The sequence below is a fragment of the Pradoshia sp. Z6_59 genome (assembly GCF_058267515.1).
In genome coordinates, this window is the sequence record NZ_JBZCPP010000010.1 from 96647 (window position 1) to 109293 (window position 12647).

Consider the following 12647-nt stretch of genomic DNA (forward strand, 5'->3'; position numbering starts at 1 on the left):
AATACTGCAAATATTTTGAGTATTTCTATTAATTATATATAACTATCTAAATAAATGACATTATTTTACTCAATTTTATTGTAATATTGATAACCAGGTATGAAGTGACATATCTCTTTCGCTTTTTGAAAAGGATTATTCCATTGTTTTAAGTTACCCGGGAAGACACACACCTGTAAGCATGTATATTGTCAAGCCCTATTTGAAAATGTATACTTTGAACATACAACCAGATAGACCAGGGAGGCTTGAAAAATGAGAGTTGATATATGGTTCGATTTTGCTTGCCCTTTCTGTTATATAGGAAAACGGCGTTTAGAAGCAGCCATAGCTGAATTCATATACAAAGATCAGATAGAAGTCCATTTTCACAGCTATCAACTGCAGCCTGATGCTCCAAAGAATTCAAATTCAAATATTCACGAGCTAATCGCTGCTAAATATGGAACTACAGTTGACCATGCCAAAAAAATGAATGAACATATATCTGAACAGGCCCGTGATGAAGGGATTATAATTCGTTTTGATTCTGTAATTCCTACAAATACGACAGATGCTCACCGTCTTACCCATTATGCTAAAAGTTATGGGAAAAGCGAGGAGATGACTGAACGAATACTTAAAGCTTATTTTTCTGAATCACTGCATATCGGAGACCACGAAACCCTCCTGAAGCTTGCTAAAGAAATAGGACTTCCCGGACACGAGGTACTCGATGTACTTAAAACGGGGAAATATAAGCAACAAGTAGATGAGGATAGACAAACAAGCGTACAAATAGGAATCGAGGGAGTCCCTTTATTCGTATTCAATAATAAATATGCCATCTCCGGGGCCCAAAGCACTGAAACACTTAAAGAAGTGCTTCAGGATGTATGGGAAGATGAATATGATATGGCATTAATGACTGCTTCAAACAAACAACACGCAAATGAATTTTGTACAGATGATGGATGCTTCGATTAAAATCGAATAAAACGCGAGAAGGCAATAGATCCTAATAGCCCCTCGCGTTTTTTAATTTTGAACAGATACTTTCCCTCAACTAAAAAGCCCCTTGTCCTATGCATAAGAACAAGGGGCTGATTGACTTGTTAATTAGCGATTCTTCTAAGCTTTGTTTTCAGTTCATGCGCAGGCACAGGCTCTGAATATAAATAACCTTGAACTTCGTCACATCGAACACTTTTAAGAAATGCCATCTGTTTATCCGTCTCCACACCTTCAGCAATTACTTTCAGATTTAGAGAGTGAGACATCGAAATAATAGCAGCGATGATTTTACTATTACTTTCATAATCATCAATAAAGCTTTTATCAATCTTTAAAGTATCAACAGCCAATTGATTTAAATAACTTAACGAACTATATCCGGTACCGAAATCATCAATGCTGACTTGTATCCCCATTTGGCGAAGCTGTTGCAGTAAATGATTATTCTCCTTTTTATCATGCATCATGATGGTTTCTGTCACTTCAATACCAATTTCTTTCCCGGTTAGTCCATATTCTTTTAAAGCTTCTACAAAAAATTCAACAAAATCCTCCTGTGAAAAATGAATAACAGATATATTAATCGAAATAGGTTGAATAAATATTCCTTCCCTTTTCCATACCTTGATTTGCTGGAATACTTGGCGGATAATTAATCTTTCAAGTGGTACAATCAATTTGGCTTCTTCAGCAATCTTTATGAAAACAGCCGGCGATATGAACCCAAAGGTTGGATGCTCCCATCTTGCAAGAGCCTCTGAACCAATAATCTCTCCTTTATATGTATCATACTTCGGTTGATAAAAAACGGTTATTTGACCTATTTCTATCGCTCTCCTCAAATCATTCTCTAATCCCACTTTTGTCAATGTATCCTCTATCATTCCTTGCTTATAAAATGAATAATATTGATTGCTTTTCAGTTTAACAGCGTTGAGAGCAAGATCAGCATATTTTAAAAGTTCCTCAAACTCTTCTGTATTAGTTGGATAGGTTGCAATTCCAATATTCAGGCTCATATGGAATTCCGCATGATCTACAAGCAGCGGATGTTTGAATATTTTCACTATTTTTCCCGCAATTTTTTCCGTGTCATACCAGGCAGGTGATAAAACACCAAATTCATCACCACTTATTCTTGAAACGGTGCAATCTTTTGGCAGGTTATCTACTAATAATTCTCCAATTTGCTTAAGGATTTCATCACCATAGGTATGTCCAAACGTATCATTAATTCGTCTAAATCGATCAAAGTTGATGTATAGGAAAGAAAAATTAATTTGTTCTTTCATTAACCTTAGAGCCTCTTTTTTTAGCAGACGCCTGTTAGGTAGTTTTGTTAATTCATCATGATATGCCAAAAAATGAATCATTTTCGAATTTGATTTTTCATCTGTAGTATCTCTAATAATCCCATATATGCCTATTATTCTATCGTTCACAATCGTCCGAATAGCCGTAATAATGATATCTCGCTCTTCCCCATCCTTTGTCAGCATTTTTGCTTCAATCTCACTTGTAACTCCTTCCTTGATTTGGTTATAGTAAAATTGCATATTCGCTTTATCATTAATTTTACCTAGAAGGTCCCAAAAAGTTGTCGTTTTTAATTCTTTTTTACTGTAGCCTGTCAATATGCTGGCCTGATCATTTACCTCTTTGATATTTCCTTTTAAATCAATCCAGAACACACTGTTCGGGTTGTATTTAAAAAGTGATTTGTATGATTCTGAGTTCTTTCGCATTAATCTTTCTCCAAAAAAATCAGGAAACAGCATCAATCCCAAATTAGCTAAGATCGTAAATGCAAAGGGTATCAAAATGGCATAAGGCTCAGTCGGATTTAAATACATTCTTTCAAAATCAATAAAGGAGGCCAATACAATAAAAGGGATACTGCCAAGGGAAATCCCCCCCATTATCGATCCCCAAAATGCCCACCTATATGTCATTTTATTTGAATCTTCATTCACGATTTGAATGAGGAAACGAGTTAAAGAGAATGATGTACTAATAGTTAACGGAACTGCCATTAAGATAAAAATGGGCTTAGCAGCAACGTATTCATTCAAAACCGTATAAAAACCAATATAATTACTTCCTAAAACACTTACACTCAATACCACACTGGCTAGTAAATATCGTTTAGAATCATATTGCCGAGTTTGAGAAAAGGAGAGAACATACCAGGATGCTCCAAAACTAAATAAAAAATGAATCACTAAACTTTTCAATCCGGAACCAAAAGATACTTCAAGTTGAAAGGAGTTCTCCAAATACACTAATGACATCGTAAACATGATTGCAAGTACAGTTGCATATTTATATATATTCGATAATCTTTGTCTATCTCTTTTTAATATACTGCTAAACTTGAAGACCAGTATGCAGCACACCATACAGATTAGCAATCTTATCAAAATATCACTAAAATTAAAAATATAATAATGACTAAACAAAGATAGCTCACCTCTTTTCATTTCTAGTAGCCTAATCAATAATTTAGTGAATATTAAATAGAATCCCACTCTATTTATCGACCATTCTCGGGTGAAGTTCAATCGACTAATTCATTTTTATCTAATTAATTCATTATCGAATATAAATATGCCATCAATTCTGAGCGGTTATTTACTTTAAACTTTCTGTATAGCTGACTTACATAATTCTTCACTGTACCATTAGATAAAAATAAATATTGGGCTATTTGTTCATTTGTCTGCCCTTCTGATAACAGTTTAATAATGTCGTGTTCCCGATCGTTCAGGTTAATTCCCTGTTGCTCCAGTTTAATTGGTATTGGAGAGGATGGTTCATTTTGTAAATACATAATTAAATTCTTTTGAATAATAGAAGGTAGTACGATATGCCCATTCACGCATTGCCTAATTGAATAAAGAAGATGCTTCGTTTCTACATTTTTTAAAATATACCCGGTTGTTCCCTTCTTGATACTATCGATGATTTTATCTTCATTAGTGTCCGCCGCAAGCATGATTACTTGACTGGATGGATATGCATTTTTAATGATTTCTAAGGCTTCATTGCCTCCATTTGGAGGAAGATTGCTATCAAGAAGTATTACATGCGGTTTTTGCTCAGACATCATTTTTATTAGGCTATCTGTATCTGCAGCACAACCTGTCATTTCAAAGTCATGTTCATTCTTCAGTATCATAAATAATCCATCACGAATAATAGACTGACTCTCTCCTATAAGAATATTTATTTTACTCACACATTCCACATCACTTCTTACCCTTCGTTACTGGACTATTGAAAACTTTTATACATTTTAACAATTTGTATTTTTTGGCAAAACAAGTCTATAGACCTAGTATAATAACAAGATTTGTCGAAGTATATACTTTTTTCCTAGTTATGCCTAGAATTATAAAATTAAACAAAAACCTCATTTCCCTATAAAGGAAATGAGGCTCTTATGAATACCAGAAAAAAATAGTGTTGATTAGTTATTAATGGATGGATTTACGTTGAGGTATGTATCTATGAAGAATATGGATTCCTCCAGAGTGTCTATTTTCTGATGATCTCATATACTCAGCATATAAAACTTGGGCACGTTCTGAATAATATTTCCGATAATCTTCATGCAATTCCGCATTAATATAATTCATAATTTTTATGTACTGTCTCTTTATCCTTTTTGCATCTTTAGATAATTGAATCATCTTCTCAAATTCCATTAGATAACCTTGAACCAAAAGTACATTACCGGCTACATTTAATAAAACATCAAGTTTTTGATCTGGATTATCCATATAGGGTACCTTTGTACTTATTCTACTTCTATTGTTATGTAAACTCTTATCGTGTGAATGAATCAACAAATCTTTCATCCTCTCTGCTTTAGAGTTTTTCCAACTTTATGATACCAAATATCCCGACTTATTTGTATTTTCAGTATAAGTCGTTACCTATGGATATGAAAAGATGCCCAAAGTCATTTTAATATTTAAACAGAGTAAGCACTTTTGCTTATTTATCTGACTAAAAATCATGAAATTTCTCATAGTTCTATAAGAAAATCAGTGTGCAACTGTATGATTGTTGTCTAGCCTAAAAACAAAGAAAAGAATTAGATTTTTAGTTAATCTAATTCTTCATCGCGCTTACTATAATCTTTTTACTATTCTACTATACAGTCGGTTCTTTTTTTATTTGGTTTAAATAGATAGGTTCATGCTGCATATCTTTATTCATAGCTAGTGGAATGGAGCGGAAAGCGAGTGGCTGCAGCCCATTGGAAGGGACTTTTTCTTCCAGCATAACTCTTTAATAAGCAACAAAGTCTAGTAAGATTAATTTAGATATCGTTCGTGTCCAGGATTGTTTATAAGTTATGTCACAGCCTCTTTAACATTTACTATTTATCTATCTTACCTTGTGATTATATATTTGTTTTTGTTTCTGTTTGTTTGCCGGGATACATGATGCAATAAAGATAATTACACCCAACCCATATGCAATGTAAGCAACGCCCTCTGAAGTTTCCTGATTACGTATTCCAATCGCAATGTATGCCCAAACAAAGACAACGGGATATAAATAATCCGATTCCTTCAATTTAAAGATAATCGCCAGTCCTGTACCAACCACAAGCATAATAGCTGTCCATATCTCATCCGATAAACCAAAGCCGTCCCAACCATATTCCTTCAACACATAAGCTACATTAACGATTGTAGCAACACTGATCCATCCAAGATTGATTGAAAATGGTGTAATGTCAAAAAAGCCAGGATTACTATTTTTCATTCGCCTATACAAGATTATCAAACTGATTAAATAAGTAAACATAACAGCTAGACTAGCTATGAAATATTCATAATGCCATGTCAGGATCCACGTACAATTTAATAGCCCGCTTAACATAAAAATAGTGCTTGTATTAGTATAAACCGGCAATTCTCGACGCTCTCTAGGATACTGTCGAATAATCCATATACCTATTAACAGATAAATTAAAGACCAGATTGAAAATGAGTAACCTGCAGGGGTGATTAAAACCTCTATTCGATTTGATATTTCCCCTGTGGTCTGACCGTTGATTGGCAATATGTTAGCCAAAGCATTAATAACCACAATTAAAATGAAGATAAGTGTATTTAATTGCCGTCTAATCATAAACAACCCCTTCTAAGAATAGGATAGTCAATATATTCCTCTATTTACAGATCTTTAACCATTTATAACCATAGTCAGCTTCTCACCAGAACATGGAGAAAGGTTCAATAATCCCAATCCTATACTGTTTAAACAATAAGTAACGGAAAGAAATCTGCCACATATTGTCTAATTTGCTTCACCATGACATCCATTTTATTGGCTGATTTATACTGACCTTCTCTTTAACATATTTTCTTTACTATACTAACCTGACAATGACCTATTCATTTTTGACTAGGTAAACCTACATTATAATTAGGAAATGCAGCCTTTTAACTAAGATTGCTTTTTTATATTTAGGGGTATGATGATTAATGAAGCTTTTTTCACCCATCAAACGTTATACAGTGTAAGAAAGGAGTGCAATAATATTGAAAAGAGGATCAATCATATTACTTGCTGGGGTAGTGGTTATTGGCATTATCATCGCCATGTTTGCTTCGAGCTATAATGGCTTTGTGAACGCAGAAGAGAATGTCGATCAAGCTTATTCCCAAATCGAAAATCAATTACAAAGAAGGATGGACTTAATTCCTAATTTAGTTAATACCGTTAAAGGGTATGCCGAGCATGAAGAAACCGTTATAAATGATGTCTCAACTGCGCGCGCAAATCTTGCCGGTGCCAATACACCACAGGAACAAGCAACGGCCAATGATGAACTTACAGGTGCATTAAATCGACTATTAGTTGTTGTTGAAAACTATCCTGATTTGAAGGCCAATCAAAGTTTCCAGCAATTAATGGATGAACTGGCCGGTACTGAAAATCGGATTGCTGTAGCAAGACAGGATTATAATACGGAGGTATCCACTTATAATAAAAAAGTGAAGCAATTTCCCGGTGCCTTGATTGCCGGATTATTTAATTTTGACAGCAGGGAATATTTTAAAGCTGCTGATGGTGCAGAGCAGGCACCGACAGTAGATTTTAATGGAACTGAATGATGTTTAAAAGAATTCTCCACTCAATGGCAATTCTCTTATTCTTATTGGTCAGCCTGATTGGAAGTCCAGTATCGGCAGCCGTTCCCAAACCACAAGGGGATATTTATGTTCAGGATTTTGCCAATCTGTTGAATGACAGTGAGAAACAAGAATTGATTCAGTTAGGTCGTACATTGGAAGCTCAAACAAAAGCTCAAATTGCTGTGCTAACCGTGAATTCTTTAGAAGACCAGACACCTGAAGAATTCGCCCTGGATGCCTTCCGCGCATATGAGCTTGGAGATAAAGAACTTAATAATGGAGTCCTTTTACTAATAGCGACTAAGGATAGAAAAGCTCGTATAGAAGTTGGATACGGCCTTGAAGGGGCATTGCCTGATGGGAAGGTTGGCAGAATACTGGATACATATACCATTCCATATATGCAATCTAACCAACCTAATGAAGCGGTCATCAATACGTATAAGGAATTATTTAACGTCATCTCACAGGAATATCAACTGAATGAATCAACCGATTCAAAAGCTTATGTCTCTGAAGTAACTAATGAAGGCGGCATGGCGACCTGGAAAAAGCTATTAATAGGAGCTGCACTTGTTATTTTTATTATCATTGATATGACTTTCTTTGGTGGTACATTCACTTATATGCTTCTTCACATTCTATCTGCATTTTCAAGGAACGGTGGAGGACGCGGTGGTGGAAATCGCGGCGGCGGCGGTTCATCTGGCGGCGGCGGGGCATCGAGAGGTTGGTAATCCAAAAAACAAGGCTGGGACAAAAGGTTTCAAAGCAACTAAACAAGCCGAACTATTATTACATGCATTGTTAGCATGTATAATAATTCGGCTTTTTCTATTTAGATATTCAAAACGTCATTTTGCTTTAAATAAAGTAAATTCAGTTACGTTCGAGCCTTATATTTAATTATAATTTTATTATACTCTGTGTTTTGATCGATTGGTAACAAGCTTCAATAACCTTCATATTTTGCACGGTATCCATTGGAGTATAAGCTGGTGTTTGATCGTTAAGTATACATTCTGCAAAATGATCCACTTGCATCATATATTGATCACACATAATCACTTCTTTTCGGGTCTCTCCACCGCTTTTAACCAATAATTCCCCTTGATGCCCAACAAGATCCGGTCGATAAGCATTTCTGCATATTATCTCACCTGCAGTACCAACCACACGGTATTCATTCCGATTGCTCATTTCAAAACTACAATCAAACATCGCTTGCACACCATTATCCATCATCATATGTGCTGTAGTGGTTAAGTCAACACCATAAGGATTATTCAGATCTGCAAAACCCATTATTTCTATTGGTTCAGATCCTAAAATATTCCTGATGGCATGAATATTATAACAACCAACGTCATATAGGGCCCCTCCCCCTTTTTCAGAAGATAAACGGATATTATCCTCATCATCTCTCAATAAAAATGAATGACTGGCATACATATACTTTACTTCGCCAATTTCCCCCGTTTTAATAATATCTTTTACACGTTTATGCTGGGCATGAAATTGGTACATGAACGCTTCCATCATTTTCACACCATAACGCTCACACGTATTCATCATTTCAATCGATTCTGCCTCTGATATAGATGCGGGCTTCTCAACCAACACATGTTTACCGGCTTTTGCCGCTTCCATTGTCCATTTTGCATGCAAATGGTTTGGTAATGGAATATAAACTGCCTGTATTTCAGAATCTGCTAACAATTCTTCGTATGAATCATATGTCCTCGGAATCCCCAAGCTTGAAGCCACATCCTTAGCCTTTTGACTTTGGCTGGCAATGGCTGTAGCCTCTCCATGGACAGAACGTTTAATGGCAGGAATCACTTGAGTTTGCCCAATATCTGCTGTACTTAAAATACCCCATTTTATTTTTGACATTCTTATTCTCCTTTCCAAAGTCCTAAAAAAACGGATCATTACAATGAATGATCCGTTTCTTAGAAGTTACTTCTATTATAGATAATAATGTACATATTTGGCAATTTTCATCAATATTTTATCTTTCATTTTCAGGTTGTCAAAATAATCTAATTTAATTTCCTTTGAATCCCCGAGATCTACATCTAATTGTTTTTGAACCGTTTGACTAAATGGCGATGATTTCATGAATAAAGTCATTTCATCATTCAACCTAAATGAACGTGAATCAATGTTGACTGTCCCAATCATTAATCTTTGATAATCTACCAGAACAACTTTCCCATGGAAGATTCCTTTATCATATTGGTATACCTTCATTCCATTTTCGAGTGCTTCCCTGACAAAAGGATACGCAGCCTGGGTTAACATTAATCCATCTGAATGTTTCGGCCACATAATGATAACCTCCACATCCCGTTTTCTTGCCCGTGTCAGAGCATCCATGAAATCACGATTATCTGGAATAAAATATGGGGTTGCAATGATAATTTGTTTTTTGGCAGCATCGAATTCTTGAACGAAATCCTCAACCAATCCAAATCCACTTGAATATACCTTCAAATAATGATTGGTTTCTCCTTTTTCCAAGTCAACCTTATGTATGGGTGGTGAGTCACCTGTATTTACCTTCCAATCCTTGCAAAATTGCTGTTCAAAATCCTGAACTCCCTCACCTGTCATGCGGATCTGATAATCATGCCATGTATCTTTGGTATATTTTTGTGCTACATTCAGTCCGCCTGTGTAGCCGATTTTTCCATCTATTACAGCTATTCGGCGATGGTTCCGATGCTGAATGGTGTACCAAATATGAGGAAAATGGGGATCATTGCTATAGGTTATATGAACCCCTGCTTTTTTCATTTCATCAAACCAATCATTCTTACCCTTTAAAGATCCTGCTCGGTCAACCGAATAATAAACATCTACCCCTTCATCCGCCTTTTTCTTCAATAAATTAAAAAATTTCTTGCTTGCTTCACCACTGCCAATTGAAAAATAATGAATATACACATATTCCTTAGCCTCTAATATATCTTTTGAAAACTGGGGATAAAACGTTTTCCAATCCGTGTATAATCCAAAATTACTGTTGCGAATTGGATAGGTATGGGGTTGGCTATTTGCTTCCGCCGCTTCTCTTCCAGCTTTAATATCATAATGAACCCATACTAATAACAAACCTATAAAGGTACTAAACAGTAAAAGACCGTTTATGAAATATATAATTATTTTTTTCAGCATCCTGAATGTCCTTTGATTGGAAAATAAATTATATCTTCCTTTTTGCTTAGTATGTGTTAAAAGAATCCATTTTATTAATGAGTAAATGAATGAAGCCAACTATCAAAAAAGCCACACATCACACCTTTTAATAAAGGAGTAATGTGCGGCTTTCTTAAATTAGCAGCTATGGCTGTGAGAATTATTTTTTACTTTTGAACCAGTTTCTCCACGTAACAAATCTCCATCAGTTGCTTTAATGATTTCATCTGTCACTGTATTAGAGATGACATTAGCTACCATCTGCAGAAGATCATTAACTTCGATCTGCGATTGTTTAAATTCTTGAACAATCGGAATTTCATCCAATTCACGTTCTACCTTCGCTAATTTTTCCTCTGTCTTTTTATAGGCTTCTGTCTTTCCATAATGTTGGAAGTTGACCGACTGCTTTTGTAACCCCTTGATTACTGACATTAACTCAGCTACATTTTTATTTTCATTGATTTGCGCTTCCGCTCGTTTAAAGAAATCAACTTCATTAGTCGTTGAGATCATTTTAGCCAAGTCTTTTGCTTTGTCAATAATTTGTTCTTTCGTGTAGTTCCCCATTTTTAAACTCCCACCTCTACCTCATTTGTTTCTTCCACATACTCACCATCAAGTGACCATGTTTTAGCATTTGTAATTTTCACTTTTACAATTTTACCGATAACAGATTTTGGAGCTCTAAAGTTAACTAATTTATTTTTAGTTGTATATCCTGCCAGTACATCCGGATTGTTTTTACTTTCCCCTTCAACTAAAACATCAAGAATCTGGCCTTTATAGAGTTGATTTTTTTTGTTGGCTGTTTCATTTACCAGTGCATTCAGGCGTTGAAGGCGCTCTTTTTTGACTTCCATCGGAACATTATCCTTCATTTTTGCCGCTGGTGTACCTTCACGCGGAGAATAAATAAATGTATAAGCAAGATCATATCCAACTTCTTTATAAAGAGATATCGTTTCTTCAAACTGTTCATCCGTTTCATTCGGATAGCCGACTATAATATCAGTTGTCAGTGTCACGTTAGGAATCGCTTCCTTGATTTTACGAACCAATTCCAAGTATTGTTCACGTGTATATTTCCGAGCCATGATTTTTAAGACATCATTATTACCAGATTGAACAGGCAAATGAATATGGTCCATCATATTTCCGCCTTTAGCCAGAACTTCAATCAAATGATCATCAAAATCACGGGGATGGCTTGTCGTGAAACGCACACGCGGGATATCGATCTTACGGATTTCTTCCATTAAATCGCCTAAACGATAGTCAATGTCTTCAAAGTCCTTACCGTATGCATTTACGTTTTGCCCAAGCAATGTGATTTCCTGATATCCTTGAGCAGCCAAATTGCGAACCTCCTGAATAATATCTTCAGGTCTGCGGCTCCGTTCCTTTCCGCGTGTAAATGGAACAATACAGTACGTACAGAACTTATCACAGCCATACATAATATTAACCCAAGCCTTGATGTTTCCTTTTCTTACTTTTGGAAGGTTCTCAATAATATCCCCTTCCTTGGACCAAACTTCAATAACCATTTCTTTGGACATATATGCTTCCATCAATATTTCCGGTAAACGATGGATATTATGTGTACCAAATATCATATCTACAAAGGCATGCTTTTGTAAAATTTTATTAACAACAGATTCTTCCTGTGACATACATCCACATACACCAAGCAATAAATCCGGCTTATTTTTTCTCAATGCTTTTAAATGGCCAAGTTCACCGAACACTTTATTTTCAGCATTTTCTCGAATAGCACATGTATTCAATAGAATAACATTGGCATCGTCTACACTGTCAGTTGGCTCATATCCAAGAGCTAAAAAGATACCGGACATAACTTCAGTATCATGCTCATTCATTTGGCAACCGTACGTACGGATATAAAACTTGCGTCCTTCACCCATACCACGGAATTGTTCATTAATATTAAAATCCTTATGATAATTAATCGCTTCTTTTCCGCGTTTCTTAGCATCTTTTAAGGATGGTGGCATGTAAACCGTTTCAAAATACTTGCTATAATCTTTTTCTTGCTTTTTGTCATTTTTAACAGCGGTCGTTGTATCCAAGCGTTGCTGCTCGTTCATATAAATCCCCTTCCATCTATCCACACTTATTAATTAAATCTATATATTATTAAATAGACACCCACTCATAAACACAATTATAAAAGCATTAAACTCAAAAACAACAACTACAAACTGTATTGTAATCATTTTTAAAACTATCGTTGTCACATTCATTTAGTATAATGGTTTTGGGCAAATT

The 12647-nt window shown here is 35.4% G+C and carries 12 protein-coding genes; 3 read left to right on the forward strand and 9 right to left on the reverse strand.

Annotated features, from left to right (window positions below; all coding sequences use genetic code 11):
• The first annotated feature begins 255 nt into the window (after positions 1-255).
• Positions 256-966, forward strand: a complete 711-nt coding sequence (locus tag AC4D4B_RS12165; protein WP_490995804.1) for a DsbA family oxidoreductase — start codon at positions 256-258, stop codon at positions 964-966.
• A gap of 128 nt (positions 967-1094) precedes the next feature.
• On the opposite strand, the gene AC4D4B_RS12170 is transcribed toward AC4D4B_RS12165, so the two are convergent.
• The 5 genes from AC4D4B_RS12170 to AC4D4B_RS12190 all read right to left on the reverse strand — a co-directional run bounded on the left by AC4D4B_RS12170 (position 1095) and on the right by AC4D4B_RS12190 (position 6141).
• A complete protein-coding gene (locus AC4D4B_RS12170; protein ID WP_491000024.1) occupies positions 1095-3284 on the reverse strand; it encodes a sensor domain-containing protein in 2190 nt (729 codons plus the stop codon).
• 293 nt (positions 3285-3577) lie between these two features.
• A complete protein-coding gene (locus AC4D4B_RS12175; protein WP_491000025.1) occupies positions 3578-4231 on the reverse strand; it encodes a LuxR C-terminal-related transcriptional regulator in 654 nt (217 codons plus the stop codon).
• A 238-nt stretch (positions 4232-4469) separates the two neighbouring features.
• Positions 4470-4775: a hypothetical protein gene (locus AC4D4B_RS12180; protein WP_490995807.1), complete on the reverse strand. Its 306-nt coding sequence runs from the start codon at positions 4773-4775 to the stop codon at positions 4470-4472.
• 376 nt (positions 4776-5151) lie between these two features.
• Positions 5152-5283: a hypothetical protein gene (locus tag AC4D4B_RS12185; protein WP_490995808.1), complete on the reverse strand. Its 132-nt coding sequence runs from the start codon at positions 5281-5283 to the stop codon at positions 5152-5154.
• Positions 5284-5388: 105 nt separating this feature from the next.
• The gene (locus AC4D4B_RS12190; RefSeq protein ID WP_490995809.1) at positions 5389-6141 is read right to left on the reverse strand and encodes a TspO/MBR family protein; all 753 of its coding nucleotides are present in this window, start codon (positions 6139-6141) and stop codon (positions 5389-5391) included.
• A gap of 413 nt (positions 6142-6554) precedes the next feature.
• On the opposite strand from AC4D4B_RS12190, the gene AC4D4B_RS12195 reads away from it, so the two are divergent.
• Positions 6555-7130, forward strand: coding sequence for a LemA family protein (locus tag AC4D4B_RS12195; RefSeq protein ID WP_490995810.1), 576 nt, complete (start codon positions 6555-6557; stop codon positions 7128-7130).
• Positions 7130-7888 carry a TPM domain-containing protein gene (locus AC4D4B_RS12200; RefSeq protein WP_490995811.1) on the forward strand — a complete coding sequence of 253 codons (759 nt, stop codon included), beginning with the start codon at positions 7130-7132 and terminating at the stop codon, positions 7886-7888. The genes AC4D4B_RS12195 and AC4D4B_RS12200 overlap by 1 nt, the downstream gene beginning before the upstream one ends.
• Positions 7889-8057: 169 nt before the next feature.
• On the opposite strand, the gene AC4D4B_RS12205 is transcribed toward AC4D4B_RS12200, so the two are convergent.
• From AC4D4B_RS12205 to miaB, 4 genes are all read right to left on the reverse strand, one after another.
• The gene (locus AC4D4B_RS12205) at positions 8058-9047 is read right to left on the reverse strand and encodes a Gfo/Idh/MocA family protein (RefSeq protein ID WP_491000026.1); all 990 of its coding nucleotides are present in this window, start codon (positions 9045-9047) and stop codon (positions 8058-8060) included.
• Positions 9048-9122: 75 nt separating this feature from the next.
• The gene (locus AC4D4B_RS12210; protein WP_490995813.1) at positions 9123-10334 is read right to left on the reverse strand and encodes a phospholipase D-like domain-containing protein; all 1212 of its coding nucleotides are present in this window, start codon (positions 10332-10334) and stop codon (positions 9123-9125) included.
• A 159-nt stretch (positions 10335-10493) separates the two neighbouring features.
• A complete protein-coding gene (locus AC4D4B_RS12215; protein WP_490995814.1) occupies positions 10494-10925 on the reverse strand; it encodes a YlbF/YmcA family competence regulator in 432 nt (143 codons plus the stop codon).
• A 2-nt stretch (positions 10926-10927) separates the two neighbouring features.
• Positions 10928-12466, reverse strand: coding sequence for a tRNA (N6-isopentenyl adenosine(37)-C2)-methylthiotransferase MiaB (gene miaB, locus AC4D4B_RS12220; RefSeq protein WP_490995815.1), 1539 nt, complete (start codon positions 12464-12466; stop codon positions 10928-10930).
• Positions 12467-12647: the final 181 nt, after the last annotated feature.

Bases quoted from the DNA above. Each gene is read 5' to 3' on its own strand.
- AC4D4B_RS12165 (WP_490995804.1), top strand. From the start codon at position 256: ATGAGAGTTGATATATGGTTCGATTTTGCTTGCCCTTTCTGTTATATA.
- AC4D4B_RS12170 (WP_491000024.1), bottom strand. From the start codon at position 3,284: ATGTCATTAGTGTATTTGGAGAACTCCTTTCAACTTGAAGTATCTTTT.
- AC4D4B_RS12180 (WP_490995807.1), bottom strand. From the start codon at position 4,775: ATGGATAATCCAGATCAAAAACTTGATGTTTTATTAAATGTAGCCGGT.
- AC4D4B_RS12185 (WP_490995808.1), bottom strand. From the start codon at position 5,283: ATGCTGGAAGAAAAAGTCCCTTCCAATGGGCTGCAGCCACTCGCTTTC.
- AC4D4B_RS12190 (WP_490995809.1), bottom strand. From the start codon at position 6,141: ATGATTAGACGGCAATTAAATACACTTATCTTCATTTTAATTGTGGTT.
- AC4D4B_RS12200 (WP_490995811.1), top strand. From the start codon at position 7,130: ATGTTTAAAAGAATTCTCCACTCAATGGCAATTCTCTTATTCTTATTG.
- AC4D4B_RS12205 (WP_491000026.1), bottom strand. From the start codon at position 9,047: ATGTCAAAAATAAAATGGGGTATTTTAAGTACAGCAGATATTGGGCAA.
- AC4D4B_RS12210 (WP_490995813.1), bottom strand. From the start codon at position 10,334: ATGCTGAAAAAAATAATTATATATTTCATAAACGGTCTTTTACTGTTT.
- AC4D4B_RS12215 (WP_490995814.1), bottom strand. From the start codon at position 10,925: ATGGGGAACTACACGAAAGAACAAATTATTGACAAAGCAAAAGACTTG.
- miaB (WP_490995815.1), bottom strand. From the start codon at position 12,466: ATGAACGAGCAGCAACGCTTGGATACAACGACCGCTGTTAAAAATGAC.